The 20,598-nt window shown below is 61.3% G+C and carries 20 protein-coding genes; 13 read left to right on the top strand and 7 right to left on the bottom strand.

Translation table 11 applies throughout. The features are described from left to right. The 3 genes from cyoE (at nucleotide 1) to BMY45_RS02100 (ending at nucleotide 1,683) form a co-directional block, all read left to right on the top strand. Nucleotides 1–888, top strand: a complete 888-nt coding sequence (gene cyoE, locus BMY45_RS02110; RefSeq protein WP_092393901.1) for a heme o synthase — start codon at nucleotides 1–3, stop codon at nucleotides 886–888. A gap of 139 nt (nucleotides 889–1,027) precedes the next feature. Further along, nucleotides 1,028–1,372, top strand: coding sequence for a toxin (locus BMY45_RS02105; protein ID WP_092393898.1), 345 nt, complete (start codon nucleotides 1,028–1,030; stop codon nucleotides 1,370–1,372). Next, complete coding sequence (locus BMY45_RS02100) at nucleotides 1,369–1,683, top strand: helix-turn-helix domain-containing protein (RefSeq protein ID WP_092393895.1); 315 nt, start codon at nucleotides 1,369–1,371, stop codon at nucleotides 1,681–1,683. The genes BMY45_RS02105 and BMY45_RS02100 overlap by 4 nt, the downstream gene beginning before the upstream one ends. A 344-nt stretch (nucleotides 1,684–2,027) precedes the next feature. Here the strand turns inward: BMY45_RS02100 and BMY45_RS02095 are convergent, their stop codons facing one another. From BMY45_RS02095 to BMY45_RS02085, 3 genes are all read right to left on the bottom strand, one after another. Then, on the bottom strand, nucleotides 2,028–2,732 hold the full coding sequence (locus BMY45_RS02095; RefSeq protein ID WP_092393892.1) for a hypothetical protein: 705 nt from the start codon (nucleotides 2,730–2,732) through the stop codon (nucleotides 2,028–2,030). A 138-nt stretch (nucleotides 2,733–2,870) separates the two neighbouring features. After that, on the bottom strand, nucleotides 2,871–3,884 hold the full coding sequence (locus BMY45_RS02090; RefSeq protein ID WP_092393889.1) for a GGDEF domain-containing protein: 1,014 nt from the start codon (nucleotides 3,882–3,884) through the stop codon (nucleotides 2,871–2,873). A gap of 207 nt (nucleotides 3,885–4,091) precedes the next feature. Further along, on the bottom strand, nucleotides 4,092–5,009 hold the full coding sequence (locus BMY45_RS02085) for a LysR family transcriptional regulator (RefSeq protein WP_092393886.1): 918 nt from the start codon (nucleotides 5,007–5,009) through the stop codon (nucleotides 4,092–4,094). A 98-nt stretch (nucleotides 5,010–5,107) separates the two neighbouring features. Between BMY45_RS02085 and BMY45_RS02080 the strand changes: the two genes are divergently transcribed. Together BMY45_RS02080 and BMY45_RS02075 are read left to right on the top strand one after the other, a co-directional pair. Beyond that, nucleotides 5,108–6,283 (top strand): aspartate aminotransferase family protein, encoded by a 1,176-nt coding sequence (locus BMY45_RS02080; protein ID WP_092394901.1) that lies wholly within the window; start codon nucleotides 5,108–5,110, stop codon nucleotides 6,281–6,283. Nucleotides 6,284–6,395: 112 nt separating this feature from the next. Next, entirely contained in the window at nucleotides 6,396–7,133 is a 738-nt protein-coding gene (locus BMY45_RS02075) for a YiaD family glycine zipper/OmpA-like lipoprotein (RefSeq protein WP_092393883.1), read from the top strand. A 235-nt stretch (nucleotides 7,134–7,368) separates the two neighbouring features. On the opposite strand, the gene ehuA is transcribed toward BMY45_RS02075, so the two are convergent. The 4 genes from ehuA to ehuB form a co-directional block, all read right to left on the bottom strand. Then, nucleotides 7,369–8,238, bottom strand: a complete 870-nt coding sequence (gene ehuA / locus BMY45_RS02070; RefSeq protein WP_092393879.1) for an ectoine/hydroxyectoine ABC transporter ATP-binding protein EhuA — start codon at nucleotides 8,236–8,238, stop codon at nucleotides 7,369–7,371. Then, on the bottom strand, nucleotides 8,238–8,894 hold the full coding sequence (ehuD, locus tag BMY45_RS02065; RefSeq protein WP_092393876.1) for an ectoine/hydroxyectoine ABC transporter permease subunit EhuD: 657 nt from the start codon (nucleotides 8,892–8,894) through the stop codon (nucleotides 8,238–8,240). The genes ehuA and ehuD overlap by 1 nt, the downstream gene beginning before the upstream one ends. Next, nucleotides 8,891–9,550: an ectoine/hydroxyectoine ABC transporter permease subunit EhuC gene (gene ehuC, locus BMY45_RS02060; protein ID WP_092393873.1), complete on the bottom strand. Its 660-nt coding sequence runs from the start codon at nucleotides 9,548–9,550 to the stop codon at nucleotides 8,891–8,893. The genes ehuD and ehuC overlap by 4 nt, the downstream gene beginning before the upstream one ends. A gap of 66 nt (nucleotides 9,551–9,616) precedes the next feature. Continuing rightward, nucleotides 9,617–10,474, bottom strand: coding sequence for an ectoine/hydroxyectoine ABC transporter substrate-binding protein EhuB (ehuB, locus tag BMY45_RS02055; RefSeq protein WP_092393870.1), 858 nt, complete (start codon nucleotides 10,472–10,474; stop codon nucleotides 9,617–9,619). Between the two features lie 289 nt (nucleotides 10,475–10,763). On the opposite strand from ehuB, the gene BMY45_RS02050 reads away from it, so the two are divergent. The 8 genes from BMY45_RS02050 (at nucleotide 10,764) to BMY45_RS02015 (ending at nucleotide 20,289) form a co-directional block, all read left to right on the top strand. After that, on the top strand, nucleotides 10,764–12,158 hold the full coding sequence (locus BMY45_RS02050) for a MocR-like ectoine utilization transcription factor EhuR (RefSeq protein ID WP_092393867.1): 1,395 nt from the start codon (nucleotides 10,764–10,766) through the stop codon (nucleotides 12,156–12,158). Between the two features lie 230 nt (nucleotides 12,159–12,388). Further along, entirely contained in the window at nucleotides 12,389–13,360 is a 972-nt protein-coding gene (gene eutB / locus BMY45_RS02045) for a hydroxyectoine utilization dehydratase EutB (RefSeq protein WP_092393864.1), read from the top strand. A 24-nt stretch (nucleotides 13,361–13,384) separates the two neighbouring features. Further along, entirely contained in the window at nucleotides 13,385–14,377 is a 993-nt protein-coding gene (locus tag BMY45_RS02040) for a cyclodeaminase (protein WP_092393861.1), read from the top strand. A gap of 41 nt (nucleotides 14,378–14,418) precedes the next feature. Beyond that, a complete protein-coding gene (gene doeA, locus BMY45_RS02035; protein ID WP_092393858.1) occupies nucleotides 14,419–15,609 on the top strand; it encodes an ectoine hydrolase DoeA in 1,191 nt (396 codons plus the stop codon). 3 nt (nucleotides 15,610–15,612) lie between these two features. Next, nucleotides 15,613–16,614, top strand: a complete 1,002-nt coding sequence (gene doeB / locus BMY45_RS02030) for a N(2)-acetyl-L-2,4-diaminobutanoate deacetylase DoeB (protein WP_092393855.1) — start codon at nucleotides 15,613–15,615, stop codon at nucleotides 16,612–16,614. 195 nt (nucleotides 16,615–16,809) lie between these two features. Beyond that, nucleotides 16,810–17,289, top strand: a complete 480-nt coding sequence (locus BMY45_RS02025; protein WP_092393852.1) for an Lrp/AsnC family transcriptional regulator — start codon at nucleotides 16,810–16,812, stop codon at nucleotides 17,287–17,289. Between the two features lie 130 nt (nucleotides 17,290–17,419). Then, nucleotides 17,420–18,907 (top strand): NAD-dependent succinate-semialdehyde dehydrogenase, encoded by a 1,488-nt coding sequence (locus tag BMY45_RS02020; protein ID WP_092393849.1) that lies wholly within the window; start codon nucleotides 17,420–17,422, stop codon nucleotides 18,905–18,907. Beyond that, nucleotides 18,904–20,289, top strand: a complete 1,386-nt coding sequence (locus BMY45_RS02015; RefSeq protein ID WP_092393846.1) for an aspartate aminotransferase family protein — start codon at nucleotides 18,904–18,906, stop codon at nucleotides 20,287–20,289. The genes BMY45_RS02020 and BMY45_RS02015 overlap by 4 nt, the downstream gene beginning before the upstream one ends. The last annotated feature ends 309 nt before the right edge of the window (nucleotides 20,290–20,598 follow it).

The following is a 20,598-nucleotide window of genomic DNA, read 5'->3' as shown; positions in this document are numbered from 1 at the left end:
ATGTCCTTAAAGCACTTTATCCAAATCACCAAGCCGGGGATCATTTTCGGTAACGTGCTTTCTGTGGCAGGCGGGTTTTTCCTGGCCTCGAAAGGGCATGTCGATCTGGCCATCTTTCTGGCGGCGATGATCGGTACTTCCCTGGTGGTGGCGTCCGGTTGTGTATTCAACAACTGCATCGATCGCGACATCGACATCAAGATGGAGCGCACCAAGAACCGCGCCCTGGTCCAGGGCCTGATCCCGGTGCAACTGGCCCTGGCGTTCGCCTCGGTGCTGGGTGTGGCCGGTGTGGCGCTGCTTTACTGGGTGGCCAACCCGTTGGCCGCGCTGTTCGCGGTGATCGGTTTTGTCATCTATGTCGGTTTCTACAGCCTGTACCTCAAGCGCAAGTCGGTTCACGGCACGCTGGTGGGCAGTCTGTCGGGGGCGATGCCGCCAGTGATCGGTTACGTGGCGGTCAGCAACAGCTTCGACATGGCGGCGCTGACGCTACTGGTGATGTTCAGCCTGTGGCAGATGCCACATTCCTACGCCATCGCGATCTTCCGCTTCAACGACTACCTGGCCGCCTCGATTCCGGTGCTGCCGGTCAAGCGCGGGATCCAGGTGGCCAAGAAGCACATCCTGCTCTACATCCTGGCCTTCCTCGTGGCGACCTTGATGCTGACCTTCAGCGGCTACGCCGGCATGAGCTACCTTGCCGTCGCCGCCGCCATGGGCATGTACTGGTTGTACATGGCCTGGACCGGCTACAAGGCGGTGGATGACACGGTCTGGGCACGCAAGCTGTTCGTGTTCTCGATCTTCACCATCACCGCCCTGAGCGTCATGATGTCCCTGGACTTCAAAGTGCCGAGTGAGCTGCTGCTGACTTACGCGCCTTAAGCTTCAGACGCTGCACAAAAAGCCCCGCCTTCGAGAGAAGCGCGGGGCTTTTTGTCTAGGTGGGGCATGGATTGGCTGTCATTCGTCGCAATAGATTTTGGTTTGTTGAACTGTGCGCAATTTGCCTATAGTTTCTGCCATGCGTACCCTATTTTTTGAAACGACTACGTTCACCGCCACGGTTGGCCATTACCTGACTGACGATGAATATCGCGGGCTTCAGTCCTATATGCTGCAGCATCCAGAGGTCGGCGACGTCATGCCACGTACTGGCGGCTTTCGTAAGCTGCGCTGGTTCGATGAACGTCGTGGCAAAGGGAAGCGAGGTGGGTTGCGAGTCATTTACTATTGGCTCATGAATGATCGTCAGTTCTGGATGTTCGCGATTTATGACAAGGACGAGTTGGAAAACCTGACCTCCGAGCAAGAGAAGACGCTCAAGCGCGCCATAGAAGCAGAGTTGAAAGCACGAGGTACCTTATGAATAAACGTGATCTGTTTTCCGAGATGATGCAAGGCGTCGGGGAGATGGCCGCTCAACGGGAGGGCAAGATTACCCTTCGTCAGATATCGATCGAAGACAAGCCGGTTCCCGAGGTGTCGGCGCAAGAAATCGTAGCGTTGCGCGACAAGCTCCATATGTCTCAGGCCGTTTTTGCCAAGAGCATCAGGACCAGTCCTGGCACCCTTAGAAACTGGGAGCAGGAGAAGTCCAAACCCAACGCCCAGGCAGCTCTTCTGATCAGGCTGGTCGAGAAGTTTCCAGATATGGTCGAGCGGCTCGCAGCTGTTTGAGGAGCTCCTCTCCATGAAAAAGCCCCGCCTTCGAGAGAAGCGCGGGGCTTTTTCATGAGCATTGCCCGGGCTGCCGATGTTCCTGTGGGAGCGGGCTTGCTCGCGAAGGCGGTGGGTCAGTTGACGGTGATGGCGGCTGACACGCCGCCTTCGCGAGCAAGCCCGCTCCCACAGGTGCTATGGCGAGCACATAATCTGCGAACGCCGCTGATCCATTGTGGGAGCGAGCCTGCTCGCGATGAGGCTGGCACTTTCAGCATCGACGCAAGTGAACCACCGCATTCGCGAGCAAGCCCGCTTCCACAGGTATTGGCGGCGGGCTGATCACCGCCGAGCAAGAAGGCTTATTGCTGGGCGATGCTATAGCCGTCGAACGCTTTCTGCTGTTGCAGGGCGGTGACGATGCTTTTGCGGGTGACCGGTTGTTCGGTGCCGTCGTTGTCCAGGAAGATGTCATTTTCCAGCTCGGCCTGGTCGCCTTCGCCAACGAAACTGAAGCCCAGGAATTCGAAGGCCTCACGGTCGACGTTCGGCTTGGAGCGTGGGGTGCGCAAGGGGAGGGTGACGCTGATGCCGTCCTTGCTGATGACAAACACTTCGGCCTCTTTCTTGGGCCGCGAAGCCTTGCCTTTGCTGCCGCTCGGATTGCTGATGGCCTGGTGGGTCTGGTTCAGCACTTTCAGGGCCAGGCCATAAACCAGTTCCTGGAAGGTCGGGTCATCCTTGTAGCTGGACAGGATACGGCTGATGGGAAAGCGGCTGCTCAGGTCTTCCAATGCTGCGAAATCGGCGGCTTCGGCGTCCTTGAGCTGCTTGAGCTGGCCCATCAGTTCGTAGGCCTTGTCATCGTCGCACGCGTCATGGGCCTGGCGGATGGCGTTGCGCAGCTCACGGATCTGGTCGCTTTCGCGGTTCGACTGGAACGCATCGAGAACCATCTCACTGATGCTTTTGGCCTGAGGCAGATGCTGTGAAAGATTGATGGAGTTTTCGTATTCCGCTTTGGACGACAGGGTGACTACGGATTCAGCGGTATTGGAATCGGACATTGAAATTTCACTACTTCTGTTAGCTGGATGAGGCGAGAAAGGCGTTGAGCTTTTTTCCGGTCGCCTAATCTATTGGACCCGGGCGGCGTTGTCACGGTTGAACCGTTGGCAGGTCGGCATTTGTTGTTCAGGTACGCTTCATTGGCAGATCACATTCTTGCCGGCCACCTTGGAGCGATACAGCGCCTGGTCCGCCCGGTCCAGCAGCATCGTGTGCGGCTCATCCTCACGTTGCTGCACCACGCCAAAACTCATGGTGACCTGGAAATCGCCCACCGGCAGCAGGTCGGACAGACTCCGGCGAATGGTTTCAGCCATCAGGCAGGCGTCGGCCAGGGAGGTATTGGGCAAAATCATGATGAATTCATCACCCCCCCAGCGTGCGAGCAAGTCGCCGTCGCGTTCGCAGCGTTTAACGGCTTGCACCACTTGCACCAGCGCTGCGTCGCCGAAAGCATGACCGTAACGATCATTGATGTCCTTGAAGTCATCGACGTCCATGGCGATCAGTGACAATGGCTCGCGAAAACGCTGGGCACGCTCGCAGGCCAGCGGCAGGGCCTGTTCGAGGCGATAACGGTTGGCAACCCGTGTCAGGGCGTCGGTTTCGGCAAGCCTGCGGTTTTCGTCGAGCTGGATCTGCAACTGGCGGTTGACCCGGGACAGTTCAAGTGTGCGCTCCTGGATGACGGCTTCCAGCGATTTGTTGCGCTGTTCCAGTTGTTCGAACAAACGCTTCTTGTCGTCAATGCTGCGATGGGCGCCGATCATGCGCGCCACGGTGCCGTCGGGGTTGCGGGCGATCACATAGCCACGGTCCTCGATCCACATCCAGGAGCCGTCGCGCATGCGACAGCGGTATTCGGCCTGGTAGTGATGGGCGCGTTGTTGCAGGTGGTCGTCGAACAAAGCCATCACCTGCCGATAGTCATCGGGATGGATCACGCTTTCCCACGTCAGCACGGTGTTATCGAGTGAGTGAGGCGGATACCCCAGCATCGTGTACCAGCCAGGGTTGCGGTAGACGAACCCGGTGTTGGCGTTCCAGTCCCAGATGCCATCGCTGACCAGCTCAAGGATGGTGTGCAGCACACCTTCGTCCAGACCGGACAGGTCGAGGCGCAGCATATCGATGTTCGAGGCGTCGCCCATCGTCGTTTCCTCAATCAGCCTTGATATCAAAGTGCTCGTCCAAGGATGAAGAGTAGCCGATGGGGCGCGAGGGGTACTAGCGGAGGCGATACCTTGAGCGTAGGAGCTGTCGAGCGAAGCGAGGCTGCGATCTTTTGATCTTTCGCTTGGGATTCAAGCGTCTGGGGAAAGATCGCAGCCTCGTTGCACTCGTCAGCTCCTACGTTGTCATTCGGCTGGGGTTTGGGGTTTGCCCCATTTCTCCAAGGCAAACTCGACGAAGCTGCGCAACTTCGGCAAACGGTAGCGATCCTGGGCGTACATCAGGTTCATCGGGCGATGAGGCAGTTGATAGTCCTGCAGCAGCGCTACCAGTTGGCCGTCCTTCAAATCCTGCTCCACCAGCGCGTCGGGCAGCATCACTACGCCCATGCCGGCCAGGGCGGCGCGGTGCAGGCCCGAGGAACTGTTGATCAGCATCGGTCCGTTCACCGGTACTTTGATTTCTCCGTCCGGGCCGTTGATGGGCCAATGATCCTGGGCGAACCGCCACTCGTCGCCCGCCGGATAAGCGAATGACAGGCAGTCATGCTGTTGCAGGTCGACGGGTTTTTCCGGTGTGCCTCGCCGGGCCAGGTAAGCCGGGGAGGCGCAGATGGTCAGGGTGTAGTCCATCAAGGGGCGGGCGATGCATTTCGGGTCTGGATGACCCAGGCGGATGGCGACGTCGAAGCCGTGCTCAAGCAGGTCCAGGCGTTGGTTGGTCAGCACCACGTCGAGCTTGACCTGCGGGTGACGCTGGCTGAACTCGGCCAGGGCCGGCGCGAGACGTTCGGTACCGATGGTCAGCGGCGCGGTGATGCGCAAGAGGCCGGTGGGCTCGCCCTGGGTCTGCTCGGCCAGGCGTTCGGAGTCAGCCACCAGCCCCAGCACTTCTGAGCAGCGCTGATAGTAGACCGAGCCGAATTCCGTCAGGCGCTGACGACGGGTCGTACGGTTGATCAGGCGCACGCCGAGACGTTGCTCCAATGCACGAAGATGATTGCCCACCATGGTCGTAGACATTTCGCACGCTTGGGCCGCCGCAGTCAGGCTGCCAGTTTCTACCACCTTCACGTAAACGGTCATTGCCTGGAACAGGTCCATTATCAAGCTCAGCTTTTAAATGATTGAAGTAAAGCAGCATTTATCCATCAGGAGTGGCTAACCATACTGGAAAAAACCACCTGATGGAGCTTGAAGCCATGACCGCCACCTGCCTGATGACCACTTACCAACCCCTGGCGCTGAATTTTACCCATGGGTTGGGTACGCGCCTGTGGGATCAGGACGGTCGCGAGTACCTGGATGCGGTGGCGGGCGTGGCCGTGACCAACGTCGGCCATTCCCACCCTCGATTGGTGGCGGCTATCAGCGAGCAGGCTGGCCTGCTGCTGCACACCTCCAACCTGTACGGCATCGACTGGCAGCAACGGTTGGCGAAAAAACTCACTCAGCTCTCGGCAATGGAACGGGTGTTTTTTAACAACTCCGGTGCCGAGGCCAACGAAACCGCACTGAAACTGGCGCGCCTTTATGGCTGGCACAAAGGTATCGAGCAGCCACTGGTGGTGGTCATGGAGAATGCGTTTCACGGACGCACGTTGGGCACCTTGTCCGCCAGTGATGGCCCGGCGGTGCGCTTGGGCTTCAATCGGTTGCCGGGGGATTTCATCAAGGTGCCATTCGGTGATCTGGCGGCGCTGGACAATATCCAGCAGGTCCACGGCGAGCGCATCGTTGCGGTGCTGGTGGAACCGATCCAGGGCGAGAGCGGTGTACAACTTGCACCGCCAGGCTATCTCAAGGCCTTGCGCCAACTGTGCACCCGGCGCGCCTGGTTGCTGATGCTCGACGAGATCCAGACTGGCATCGGCCGCACCGGCCAATGGTTTGCCTTCCAGCACGAAGGCATCGTGCCGGACGTCATGACCCTGGCCAAGGGCTTGGGCAATGGCGTGCCCATCGGCGCCTGCGTGGCCCGGGGCAAAGCCGCCGAACTGTTTACGCCTGGCAGCCACGGCAGCACCTTCGGCGGTAATCCGCTGGCCTGTCGGGTGGGTTGCACGGTGCTGGACATTATCGAGGAGCAAGGTTTGCTGGACAACGCCAGGCACCGCGGCGAACAGTTGCTCAATCGGTTGACGAGCGAACTGGCGGACAACCCGAACGTGCTGGCGATTCGCGGCCAGGGCTTGATGATCGGCGTCGAACTCAAGCAGCCGGTCCGCGACCTGAGCCTTTGCGCCGCACGCGACCACGCTCTGCTGATCAATGTCACCCGGGGCAAGACCATCCGCCTGCTGCCGCCGTTGACGCTCGATGGACGGGAAGTGGAAATGATCGTCAGGGGCGTGAGCCGCTGCCTGGCGCAGGTGTAAGCCAGGCGAGACGCAGCGCACGGAATTTTTGCCAAATGCTGCGTTCCAACGCCAGCCAGAGTCGATAGCCTAAGCTCAGGTACTTCAGAACCAAAATACCAGGAGCATCTTCATGTTCACCTCGCGTCGCTTGATTGTTGTCGCAACCGCTGTGGCCCTGCTGTCCGGCTGCGCGTCGCCTAATCCTTATGACAACCAGGGGCAAGCCTCTACAGAGTCCTCCGGCATGAGCAAGACTGCCAAGTACGGCGGCCTCGGTGCTCTGGCCGGTGCGTTGGCCGGGGCGGCCATCAGTCACGATAACCGTGGCAAGGGTGCATTGATCGGTGCTGCGGTTGTGGGGGCTTCCGCAGCCGGTTACGGTTACTACGCCGACCAGCAGGAAAAGAAACTGCGTGCCAGCATGGCCAATACCGGCGTGGAAGTGCAGCGCCAGGGTGACCAGATCAAATTGATCATGCCGGGCAACATCACCTTCGCCACCGACTCGGCGAACATCGCGTCCAGTTTCTACCAGCCGCTGAACAACCTGGCCAACTCCCTCAAGGAGTTCAACCAGAACCAGATCGAAATCGTGGGTTACACCGACAGCACCGGCAGCCGCCAGCACAACATGGATCTGTCGCAACGTCGTGCACAGAGCGTGGCGACCTATCTGACCTCCCAAGGTGTCAGTGGCGCCAACCTGACGGCCCGCGGTGCCGGCCCGGACAATCCGGTGGCGAGCAATGCCGACGTCAATGGCCGCGCGCAGAACCGTCGTGTCGAGGTCAACCTCAAGGCGATTCCTGGACAGCAATATCAGGGGGCGCCGGCGCAGCAGGGGCAGACTTACCAGCAGTACCCATAACCGCTGGGCTGCAAATGAACGGGGGCGTGGAAACATGGCCCCCGTTTTTTTGGGCTGTCATTTCCCTTCAGGTTGACACCAAACCCTGTGGCGAGGGGATTTATCCCCGCTGGGCTGCGAAGCAGCCCCAAAGCTGTCCACTCAATCGGACTGACACACCTAGGTGTTTGATTTCAGGGCTGCTTCGCAGCCCAACGGGGATAAATCCCCTCGCCACAAAAGTGTTCACTTGGGTTCAATTCGCCTCTTTCACCGCACTCAAAAACGCACACGTACGCTCCTGCTGCGGGTTTTCGAAGATCTGCGCCGGGGTGCCCTGTTCGTGGATCTGCCCTTTGTAGAAAAAGCACACCCGGTCGGCGAATTCCCGGGCGAAGCCCATCTGGTGAGTCACCATCAACATGGTCAGGTTGTGCTCGGCCCCCAGCTTGCGGATCACATTCAGCACTTCACCGCACAATTCCGGATCAAGTGCCGAGGTCACTTCGTCAAACAGCATCACTTTCGGCCGCATCGCCAGCGCCCGGGCAATTGCCACTCGTTGCTGCTGGCCGCCAGACAACTGCGACGGGTAATGGTCGAGCTTGCTGCCCAGTCCCACCAGTTCCAGTAAATCGGCGGCGCGCTCGCGGGCTTCCTTGGGATGCATGCCCAGCACCTGCACAGGGGCTTCAATCACGTTTTGCAGCGCGGTCATGTGGGGAAACAGGTTGAAGCTTTGGAACACCATGCCGATCTTGCCGCGCACGCGACGGATGTGCCGGTCGTTGGCCGGCACCAGCACGCCGTTGCGATTGGGCATGTGGGTCAGGGAGTCATCTTCGATGCGGATCTGGCCCTGGTCGATGCCTTCCAGGGTCATCAACACCCGCAACAATGTCGACTTGCCCGAGCCGCTGGGGCCGATGATCGCGACTTTTTCACCGGGCGCGACGTTCAGGTTCAGATGATCGAGTACCGTAAAGCTGCCATAGCTTTTGGTCACGTCCTGGAAACTCACGATCGGCCGGGACGGTGTCTGATCTTGCATGGCCGGGGCCTCCTGCTGCGACGCCAGTGTGTTGCGCCGGGACAAATCGGTGGGCGAGGACAGGGGTAAAGTCATTAGCGTAGCTCCATGCGCGTTTCAAGGCGCCGTACCAGCCAGGCCAAGGCGAGGCTCAGGGCGAGAAAGAACAGGCCGACCATGGTGATCGGCTCCAGGTAACGGAAATGCTCGGAGCCGATGTTCTTGGCCTGCTGCATGATTTCCACCACGGTGATCGCCGACAGCACCGGCGTGTCCTTGAGCATCGCCACCAGGTAATTGCCCAGCGGCGGTATGATCGGCCGCAGCGCCTGGGGCAGGATGATGTTGCGGTAAGCGTTGTACGGAGCGATGTTCAGCGCCGTCACCGCTTCCCACTGCGCCCGCGGCACCGCGTCGAGGCCGCTGCGATAGACCTCGGCGATGTAGCAGGCGTAGTGCAGGCCGATACCCAGGATCCCCACTTGCATGGCCGTCAGGCTCAAGCCGTAGTTAGGCAGCACGTAGTAAAGGAAATACACCTGGATCAGCAGCGGAGTACTGCGAATGAACTCGATCACGGCGGTGGCCGGCCATGACAGCCAGACTTTTCGGCTGCGCCGACCAATTGCCAGGAACAGTCCCAGGACAATCGCGATCAGAAAGCCGATCAGGGTGATGCCCACCGTGTTGAGCGAGGCGCGCAGCAAGTCCGGCAGGATCTGTGCGGCGTAGGACCAGTCGAACAGGGTCATGACAGACCTCCACGCATCCGGCCCCGGCTCAGTCGTCGTTCGACATGGCGCATGCCCAGGTTAATGGCCTGGGCGAGGATGAAATACATCACCAGCGCCAGGCTGAAGATCTCCAGGGTCTGAAAGGTTGCCTGATCCAGCTGCCGCGCGCGAAAGCTCAGGTCGGACAAGGTGATCAGCGACACCAGCGAAGTGTTCTTCAGCAATTCGATCAGCAGGTTGGTGCCCGGTGGGATCGCCGCCAGCAGGGCCTGGGGCAGGATGATCCGTTTGAAGCGCTTGAAACCGCTGAAATTCAGCGCCGTGCAGGCTTCGTATTGCCCCTTGGCGACCGAGCTGATGGCGCCGCGCATGACTTCGGCACCATACGCGCCGATGTGCAGGCCCAGGCCGAAAATCGCCACGGCGTAGGGGCTCAACTCGATGTTGAACGGCGGCAGTGGCAGCACGAAGAACAACCAGAACAACTGCACCAGCAGCGACGTGCCCCGAAACACTTCGATGTAAGTGATGGAAAACCAGCGCAGCGCTCGCCACGGTGACAGTCGTCCCAGGGCCGCCAGGACCGCAGCGACAATGGCCAGCAGCGAGCCGAAAAAGGTCACCTGAAGCGTGACCCAGGCCCCTTGAATCAATAACGGAAGTAATTCGCCCATGGTTCAACCCGATATCCGATGAAGCAGGGAACAGGCATCACGCAGCGCGCGTCATGCCTGTTTCGGCTATGGCTGAGCGCAGAGCTCGGCCGCGGTTTTGCTGGTCACGTTGGACTTGTCGAAACCGAACGGCGCAACGGCCTTGAGGTGTTCTTCAGAGCCTAGCCATTTCTTCAGCTCGGCATTGACCGCATCGCGCAGGTCTTTGTCTTCGGGGCGGAAAGCTAGGGCGCCGTAGCCGATGTGGGACGGGTCGTCCTTGAACTCGGTCATCGCTTCAACCTTGTCACCGCCCTTGCTGGCCAGGCCCTTCATGGTCAGTTGCGTGCCGACGGCCGCGTCCGCGCGACCGGCGCGCACCGCTTGCAACTGCGCGGTGGTGTCGGGGACCTGAAGGATCTGTTCATCCTTGACCCCGGAATCCCGGGCGTACGCCAGGTTCACCGTGCCGGCCATGATTGCCAGCTTCACGTCCGGTTGTTTGGCGATGTCTTCATAGCTGTGGAGTTGCTTGGGATTGCCCTTGGCCACGAGCAGGGCATCGGGCAATTGGTATTGCGGATCGGTGAACAACACCTGCTTGCAGCGCGCCGGGGTGATGTACATGCCGGCGGCAATCACGTCGAAACGGCCAGCGCGCAGCCCGGGAATCAGCGAGCCCCATTCGGTGAGCACGCCATTGACCTGCTGGATGCCCATTTTGGCGAAGATGATCTTGGCGATTTCTGGCGATTCACCGGTCACGGTGCCGTCGGTTTCGGTGAAGGCGAACGGGGTTTCGTTGGCGTAGCCGATCCGGATGCTGCTGTTGCTTTTGACGGTATCGAGGGTGGCGGCGTGAACGCTGCCGGCCAGGCCAAGTACGGCACAGGTCATTAAGAGCCGACGCAGGGGCGCGCTGGTGACGGGAAGGAAATTGCTCATCGATAAAATCTCCTGTTTCTTGTGGATCCGTCGTTGGACGGCTCTGTGGTAGGAGGCAGTGGTACAAGAGCAAAGCGTACAGCGGCTGATCCGGCCTTGGCCTGGAATCGGGAACGGCGCCGGTACAGGTCGATCCGGCTTTTTTGTCGGGGGGTGAACCCGCCTGGATGACGACCTTGGACCGAGCATACAAAAGCCCCGGCACCGATTGTATTGCACTAGGACAATTGCTTTGCCGCGATAGCCGCGGGATGCTGTGCGCACCAGAACACATGCGGGTTGCAGCGTCATGGATAAGTGGAAATCAGCCTTGGAAGTCGCCCGCAGCGGTGAGTCCAAATACAAGATTCTGGTACAGGCCATTGCTGACGATATCGAGCAGGGCGCCCTGGCCAATGACCAACGCCTGCCGCCGCAACGGCAAGTGGCGGACGCCATGGGCATCAGCGTGCAGACCGTCACCAATGCCTACAAGGAGCTGGAGCGCCAGGGGCTGGTGCGCTGTGAAGTGGGGCGCGGCAGCTTCGTTTCGCGACGCATGAGTGATCGGGTCGCGACCTACATTCTCGACAGCCCCGAGCGCGCGCTGGTGGATTTTTCCATCACGCGAATCATGCACACCCGCGAGCACGACCAGTTCTGGCGCGACACCTGCCTTGAATTGAGCACCGAAGAAGACCAGCCGTGGATTCATGCTTTTCGTCCGATCGCAGGTTTTGAATCCCATCGCGAAGCGGCCGCCCAATGGATCGGCCGCCAGAGGTTGAAAGTTGATCGCAACGACATATTGATCACCAACGGCGCGGCCCATGGGATCTTTCTCGCCCTCGCGTCCCTGGCGGGGCCCGATGATGTGGTGCTCTGCGAAGGAGTGACCGACCACGGGGTGATCGGCAATTCCCAGGTGCTGGGTTTCACCCTCAAGGGCCTGGAGATGGATCGCTATGGCATCGATCCTGAACACTTCGAGGACATGTGCAGCAACGAGCGCATCACCGCGCTGGTGTGCACGCCGAACCTGAACAACCCCACCACCAGCTTGATGCCCGACACCCGCCGCCGGGAAATCGCCGAGATTGCCCGGCGCTTTGGGGTGCACATCATCGAAGACGACGTATACGGTCCGCTGCTGGACGAGCGCCGTGCGCCGCCCATCAGCCACTACCTGCCGGAGCTGTCGTTTTATTGCACCAGCATGACCAAGTCGGTGCTCACGGGGCTGCGCATCGGTTATCTGGTGGTGCCCAAGCGCCTGGCGCTACGCACCGAGAGCATCCTGCGGGTCAACAGTTGGATGGCCACGCCGATGGTCTCGGAGATTGCCGCGCGCTGGATCCGCGATGGGCGTGCCGAGTCGCTGGTGCATTTGCAGCGCCGGCTATTGGCGGGGCGTCAGGCGATGGTGACGGAGTACATGGGCGAGCACGTGCTGGGCCAGCATCCCCACGCGTTGAACGCCTGGATCGGCATCCCGCCCCATTGGGAGGTGGACAGCCTGGTGCGGGCGCTACGACACAAGCACATCGCCGTGACCTCTCCCGACCCGTTCACCGTGCGCGGCACCCCCAAACCGCGTGCGGTGCGGGTCTGCGTAGGCGCCGAATGCAGCGATGAGGAAATGCGCCATGCGCTGATCGGCATGCGGGACATCTTCAACCAATACCCGCAGATCCATGATTTCTGAGGTGCCGTATCTCTGGACAACACATCCCCTGTGGGAGCGAGCCTGCTCGCGATAGCGGTGCGACAGTCAGCAGAGATGTTGAATGTGGTGGCCTCATCGCGAGCAGGCTCGCTCCCACAGGGGGCTGCACTCCATTTGCCGACGGGCGCGAATTAAATTGCCCTAGTACATTCATCACCACAATCCAGCCCTCTTAGACTGCGCCCAACACATCAGCTCGGGACGCGGTCATGGCAGTGTTGCAGCTACAGGATGTCTATCTCGCTCGCCAGCGCATCGAATCGCGGGTGCGGCGTACGCCCATGGAGCATTCCCCCAGCCTGTCACGGCTGATGGGCGTGGCGGTGTACCTCAAGCTCGAATCCCTGCAAGTCACCGGCAGCTTCAAGCTGCGCGGCGCGACTAATGCCGTGGCCCAGCTCAGCCCTGAGCAAAAGGCCCTGGGGGTGGTCACCGCATCGACCGGCAATCACGGCCGTGCGCTGGCTCATGCTGCTTCGCAGCAAGGGGTCAAGGCGATTGTCTGTCTGTCGAACCTGGTGCCGGCCAATAAGGTGCAAGCGATCCGCGACTTGGGGGCCGAGGTGTGCATCGTCGGCCAGTCCCAGGACGATGCCCAGCGCGAAGCCGAACGCATCGCCAGAGAACAGGGTGCGACCTTCCTGCCGCCTTTCGACCATCCGGCGATCATCGCCGGTCAGGGCACGCTGGGCCTGGAGATCCTCGAACAACAGCCGGACGTGGCCCAGGTGCTGGTGCCGTTGTCCGGTGGCGGCCTGTTCGCCGGCGTGGCTCTGGCGCTCAAAAGTGCGAGTCCGGCGATTCAGGTGCATGGCATCAGCATGGCCCGAGGCGCCGCCATGGGGGCCAGCCTCGCCGCCGGGCATCCGGTGGAAGTCGAAGAGCTGCCGACGCTGGCGGACTCCCTCGGCGGCGGCATCGGCCTGGACAACCGCTACACCTTCGACATGACCCGGCAACTGAGCGATGACCTGCACCTGCTTTCAGAAGCTTCCATCGCCAATGCCTTGCGCCACGCCTATCACGAGGAACGTCTGGTGCTTGAGGGCGCTGCCGTGGTGGGCATTGCCGCGCTGCTCGACGGCCTGATCGAACCGCGTGGCCCCATTGTGCTGGTGATCAGCGGGCGCAACGTCGACACCGCGCAACATGCCCGCGTGATCGCCGGGGCCCATCAATAACCCTCAGCCGCAACGGAGCCAGCCATGAGTGAAGTCACCCTATTGAGCGAAGCGGATCTGCGCAGTTGCGTAGCCCTCGACTTGCCCAGCATCGACGCCATCGAACAGGCCTTTGTGCTGCTGGCGACGGCGGCTGTGGCGATGCCGCCGATCCTGCGGCTGGACATCCCCGAACATAACGGTGAGGTGGACGTGAAGACCGCTTACCTGCCGGGCCTGGAGCGGTTTGCGATCAAGGTCAGCCCGGGTTTCTTCGATAATCCGAAACTCGGCCTGCCCAGCCTCAACGGCATGATGATGTTGCTGTCGGCGCGCACCGGTTTGCTGGAGGCGCTGTTACTCGACAACGGTTACCTCACAGCCGTGCGCACGGCGGCGGCGGGCGCAGTAGCGGCGCGCTGCCTGTCTCGTGAGGCAAGCCGCCGCGTGGCGCTGATCGGTGCCGGTGAACAGGCGGCGTTGCAGCTCCAGGCGCTGCGGCTGGTGCGGCCCATCGAAGAGGTGCGGGTCTGGGCTCGCGATGCACAAAGGGCCCAGGCCTTCAGTACCGAACTGGCGCGTGACACGGGGCTTCCGGTGACGCCGTGCGCAACGGTCGACGCCGCGCTGGAAGGCGTGGACATTGCCATCACCTGCACCCCCAGTCGTGAACCGCTGATCGAAGCCCGGCACCTGCATCCGGGCCTGCATATCACCGCGATGGGCTCGGACGCGGAACATAAGAACGAGATTTCCCCGCAAGCCCTGGCAGCCGTCGATTGCTACGTCGCCGATCGTCTGAGCCAGACCCGCGTGCTGGGCGAACTGCATCACGCCCTGGCGGCCGGTGTCGTCGGCGATGAGTCGGTGTTGCTGGAGCTGGGCCAGGTACTGGCGGGGCAGCGGGCCGGGCGGACCGATGAGGCGCAAGTCACCTTGTGCGACCTCACCGGCACCGGCGCCCAGGACACCGCCATCGCCAACCTGGCTTTCGAGCGGGCGCGGGCGGCGGGCAAGGGGTTTCCATTCGGTCGTTGACCGATCTTTTATTCGTGCGTCATTGATCAGAGGGCAGGTGGATGTCAGAGATAGTCGTCAATCTTCCGTTCCAGCGGGAGGAATACGCCCAGCGCCTGGCGAAGGTCCGCGTGGCCATGCAGGTCCAGGGCCTGGAGCTGTTGCTGGTCACCGATCCGTCGAACATGGCCTGGCTCACCGGCTACGACGGTTGGTCGTTCTACGTGCACCAGTGCGTGCTGTTGGCACTGGACGGCGAGCCTGTGTGGTTCGGTCGCGGCCAGGATGCCAACGGTGCCAAACGCACGGTGTTCATGCAGGCCGATAACATCATTGGCTACCCGGACATCTACGTGCAGTCGCGCGAACGTCATCCCATGGATTACCTGTCCCGGGAAGTGATCACTGCCCGTGGCTGGGGCGCGCTGACCATTGGCGTGGAGATGGACAACTATTACTTCAGCGCCGCCGCGTACCTGTCGCTGCAAAAGCATTTACCTCAGGCCAAACTGGTGGACGCGGTGGGCCTGGTGAACTGGCAGCGGGCGGTCAAGTCCCCGCAGGAAATCGCCTATATGCGCATCGCCGCGCGCATCGTCGAAAACATGCACGGTCGGATTCTGGAGCGGATCGAGCCGGGTATGCGCAAGAACGAACTGGTGGCCGAGATCTACAGCAGTGGCATTCTCGGGGCCGACGGCCATGGCGGTGATTACCCGGCCATCGTGCCGTTGCTGCCCACCGGTGCCGACGCCAGCGCGCCGCACCTGACCTGGGACGACTCGCCGTTCGAGAAGGGCGCCGGGACTTTTTTCGAGATTGCCGGTTGCTACAAGCGTTACCACTGCCCGCTGTCGAGGACCATCTACCTGGGCAAGCCGCCGCAGCATTTCCTCGACGGCGAAAAAGCCGTGGTCGAGGGCATCGCCGCCGGCTTGGACGCGGCCAAACCGGGCAACACCACCGGCGACATCGCCGTGGCGTTTTTCAAAGTGCTGGAGAAGTTCGGCATCCACAAGGACAGTCGGTGCGGCTATCCCATCGGTATCAGCTATCCGCCGGATTGGGGCGAACGCACCATGAGCCTGCGCCCCGGCGACACCAGCGTGTTGCAACCGGGCATGACGTTCCACTTCATGCCGGGACTGTGGATGGACGACTGGGGGCTGGAAATCACCGAAAGCATCCTGATCACCGAAACCGGCGTCGAGACGCTGTGCAATGTGCCTCGTCAATTGTTCGTGAAGGATTGAGCCATGACTGACTTGCCTGCCAATCCCATCAGCGCCACGGTCGATTTCACCCGCGAGGGTGTGCAGCACGGCTTTCTCAAGCTGCCGTATTCGCGAGACGATTCGGCCTGGGGCGCGGTGATGATTCCCATCACCGTGATCCAGCGCGGCAGCGGCCCGACGGCGCTGCTCAGTGGTGGCAACCATGGCGATGAGTACGAAGGCCCGGTGGCCCTGAGCAAACTGGCCCAACGGTTGACCGCGCAAGAGGTGAGCGGAAGGGTGATTATCGTGCCGTTCATGAACACCCCGGCGTTCCATGCCGCACGCCGTACCTCGCCCATCGACAAGGGCAATCTGAATCGCAGTTTTCCCGGCAAACCGGACGGTACCGTCACCGAGAAAATCGCTGACTATTTCAACCGGACGTTGCTGCCTTTGGCCGACATCGTCCTGGACATCCACTCCGGTGGCCGGACCCTGGACTTCCTGCCGTTCGCCGCTTGCCACGTGTTGCCGGACAAGCAGCAACAGGCCCGCTGCGAGGCAGGGATGCTGGCGTTCAATGCGCCGTATTGCATGCGCATGCTGGAACTGGACGCCGGGGCGATGTACGACACCGCCGCCGAATCCCAGGGCAAGGTGTTTGTCACCACCGAACTGGGCGGCGGCGGCTCATCGACGGCTCGCAGCGTGGCGATTGCCGAGCGCGGCGTGCGCAACCTGCTGATCCACGCTGGCATCCTGCGCGGCGAAATCGAGCTACAGCCATCGTTGATGCTCGACATGCCCGATGCCAGCTGCTTCATCGCCAGTGAACACGACGGCCTGCTGGAAATGTGCCGCGACCTGGGAGAACACGTGACCCTGGGCGAGGTGGTGGCGCGCATCTACGACGCCACCCGCAGCGGCGTCGCCCCCATTGAATACCGCGCCGCTCGCAGCGGTCTGCTGGCGGCCCGGCACTTTCCAGGGCTGGTGCGATGTGGCGATACCTTGGCGGTGATTGCGGATGTGTTGGTGTAGGCCTGACTGCACTCCGCACCTGTGGCGAGGGGATTTATCCCCGCTGGGTTGCGCAGCGACCCTAAAACCTGACACCTCGGTATGTCAGGTAAATTGAGTCTGCAGGTTGTGGGGCTGCTCCGCAGCCCAGCGGGGATAAATCCCCTCGCCACAGTAATCGGTGTGATGTCTGAACTGCCTGGAGAGCCCCGGCCCATGCACAAGCTCGACCGCTATGACCTCAAGATCCTGCAGGTCCTCGCCGAGGACGGGCGGATCACCAAATCGAGTCTGGCCGAGGCGATCAACCTTTCGGTGACGCCGGCCTGGGAGCGGGTGCGCAAGCTGGAAATGGCAGGGCTGATCACCGGTTATCGGGCGCAGATCGATTGGGGCGCGGTGTTCAAACGTCAACAGGTGCTGGTGGAAATCACCCTGGCCCGACACACCGCCCAGGACATGCGCCGCTTCGAGCAGCGCATGGCCACCGCCCCGCAAGTGGCGTTCTGTTACGCCACCGGTGGCGGGGTGGATTACCTGGCGATGATCCAGGCGCCTGACATTGATCAGTACCAGCGCTTTATCGATCAACTGCTGCTCGAAGACCTCGGCATCGAACGCTACTTCACCTACGTCGTCACCAAAACCATCAAGACCAGCGGCGCCTTGCCGGCGGAGTTGGCCGAGCCATCCTGAGCACCGCAGAAAATCCGTTTTTGCCGCCTCGATTCAGAAAAAAACCAGGATTTGCTCCACGGCAAACCTCCGATTACTCAAGCACCGCTGCTCTAGCATGGTTCCACGCACACGGTCTGGAGTGAACGTCATGACTTATCAACATCCGCTGCTGTTCAAAGCGCTTTGTTACATCGATGGACAGTGGGTCCACAGCGACAGCGGCCACAGCATTGCCGTGCACAACCCCGCCACCCGCACGGTGATCGGCCATGTGCCGATGCTGGATCAGCCGCAGATTGTCGCGGCGGTGGACGCGGCCCAGCAAGCATTCCCGGCCTGGCGTGAACAGAGCCTGGACGCCCGGGGCAAGATTCTACGACGCTGGGCGGCGTTGATCGTCGAACACAGCGAAGACCTGGCGCGCATCCTCAGCCTCGAGCAGGGCAAATCGTTGGCCGAGTCCCGCGGCGAAATCGCCTATGCCGCCAGTTTCATCCCGTGGTTCGCTGAAGAAGCCCGGCGCTTGTACGGGCAGAATATCCCCAGCCATATTCCCAATGCTCACCTGGGTACGATCAAGGAACCGATAGGCGTCTGCGCGCTGCTGACACCGTGGAATTTTCCGTCGGCGATGATCACCCGCAAGGCGGCCGCCGCCCTCGCTGCCGGTTGCACCGTGGTGATCAAACCGGCCCACGAAACGCCATACTCGGCTTTGGCCTTGGCCCAACTGGCCGAGGAAGCGGGATTTCCCGCCGGGGTCTTCAACGTGGTATTGGGTGAGCCGCAGATGACCATGGAAACCCTGGTCAAGGATCGCCGTGTCCGCTCAGTGAGTTTCACCGGCTCGACTCGGGTCGGCAAACTGGTGCTGCAAGCCGCCGCCCATGACGTGAAGAAAGTCGCCCTGGAGTTGGGCGGCAACGCGCCGTTCATTGTCTGCGCCGATGCTGACCTGGCGCTGGCGGTGAAAGTCGCCGTGGAGGCGAAGTTCCAGACCTCGGGCCAAGATTGCTGCGCGGCGAACCGGATTATGGTGCAGCGCCCGGTTTACCAGGCGTTCCTTTCTCGATTTACGGCGGCGGTGCGGGCCTTGCGGGTCGGGCCGGCCATGGTCGATCAACAGGAGCAGGACGTGGACGTCGGCCCGCTGATGCATCAGGCCGCGCTCGACGTAACGGCCGATCGGGTCGCCGATGCGCTGGCCCTTGGCGCCCAGCGCCTGGTGGGAGGAGAAGCCCATGCCTTGGGCGGGTTGTTCTATCAGCCGACAGTGCTGGCTGATGTCACGCCGCAAATGCGTATCTACCGCGAAGAAAATTTCGCGCCCATCGCCGGGGTGATGCCCTTTGACACCCTGGATGAAGCCATCGAAATGGCCAACGACACCGAATACGGGCTGGCGGCCTATATTTGCTCCAACCGCCTGGACCTCATTTATCCACTGATTCGCCGTCTCGACCACGCCATGGTCGCGGTCAACGGCGTCAAGTTCACCGGCCATCCGATTCCCTTCGGTGGCATGAAAGCCTCGGGCCTTGGCCGCGAGGGTGGCAGCGAGGGCTTCGAGCCCTTCGTCGAAACCAAATACTTTTGCCTGCACCATCAAGGCCAGTTCCCAGGAGAGCCCGCATGAGCCAAGAACTCAACACGCTGTTCGAACAAGACCGTGCGCATTTCATGCACCCCTCGACCCACGCCCACGACCATGCCAGCGGTGCGCTCAAGGGCCGGATCATCAAGAGCGCGGCGGGTATCCGCATTCGCGATCATGAAGGCCGTGACTTCATCGACGCCTTTGCCGGCCTCTACTGCGTGAACATCGGCTACGGTCGCACCGAGGTGGCCGATGCCATCTACAAGCAGGCCAAGGAGCTGGCCTACTACCACACCTACGTCGGCCACTCGAGCGAGGCGATCATTGAACTGTCCAGTCGCATCATGGACTGGGCACCAGAGGGGATGAAGAAGGTCTACTACGGTCTGTCCGGTTCCGATGCCAACGAAACCCAGGTCAAGCTGGTGCGTTACTACAACAACGTGCTGGGCCGGCCGCAGAAGAAAAAAATCATCTCCCGCGATCGTGGCTACCATGGCTCGGGCATCATGACCGGCAGCCTGACTGGGTTGGCGACCTTCCACCAGCATTTCGACCTGCCAGTGGAAGGGGTCAAGCACACCGTGTGTCCCCACTGGTATCGCAAGGCCCCGGCGGGGATGGATGAAGCGGCGTTCGTGCGTTACTGCGCCGATGAGCTGGAAAAAATGATCCTGGCTGAAGGGCCGGACACCGTGGCGGCGTTCATCGGTGAACCGTTGATGGGCACCGGTGGCATCATTGTTCCGCCGGTCGGTTATTGGGATGCGATCCAGGCGGTGTTGAACAAATATGATGTGCTGTTGATTGCCGATGAAGTGGTCTGCGCATTCGGCCGCCTGGGTTCGAAAATGGGCAGTCAGCGCTACGGCATGAAGCCGGACCTGATCACCACCGCCAAAGGCCTGACCAGCGCGTATGCACCGTTGTCGGCGGTGATCATCGGGGAAAAGGTCTGGAGCGTGATCGAAAAAGCCTCCCAGACCGAAGGCGCCATGGGGCACGGCTGGACCTATTCAGGGCATCCGATCTGCGCGGCGGCGGCACTGGCTAACCTCGACATTCTCGAGCGGGAAAACCTCACGGCCAACGCCGAGGACGTTGGCGGTTACCTCAATCGTCGCCTGCGTGAAACGCTTGAGGGTCATCCGCTGGTGGGTGAAGTGCGCGGTGATGGCATGCTCGCGGCGGTGGAGTTCATGGCCGATCGTGAGCAGCGCAGCGCTTTTGATCCGGCGCTGAAAGTCGGCCCCAGGGTCTCGGCCGCCTGCCTGGAACGCGGCATGATCGCCCGCGCCATGCCCCACGGCGACATCCTGGGCTTCGCTCCGCCACTGATCCTGACCCGCGAAGAGGCGGATCTGATCGTTGACATCACCAAAGGCGCAATCGATCAGGTGGCGGGTGAAGTGTTGGCTTAAGCCTGCTTTAAATGTGGGAGCGAGCCTGCTCGCGAAAGCGGTCTGTCTGAAACGGTGATGCTGGATGTGCTGGCGCCATCGCGAGCAGGCTCGCTCCCACAGGGAGCTTGTGGCGGACGCAGTATCTGCGCACACCCCGATCAAAACTGTGGGAGCGGGCTTGCTCGCGAAAGCGGTCTGTCTGAACCGGCGATGTTGGAATGTGCTGGCGCCATCGCGAGCAGGCTCGCGCCCACAGGGAGCTTGTGGCGGACGCAGTATTTGCGCACACCCCGATCAAAACTGTGGGAGCGGGCTTGCTCGCGAAAG

Source organism: Pseudomonas sp. NFACC39-1 (assembly GCF_900110355.1).
In the GTDB taxonomy this organism is placed as follows: Bacteria; Pseudomonadota; Gammaproteobacteria; order Pseudomonadales; family Pseudomonadaceae; genus Aquipseudomonas; species Aquipseudomonas tehranensis.
Note: the sequence above shows the minus strand (reverse complement) of the source record. Positions and strands in the feature narration are given on the sequence as shown.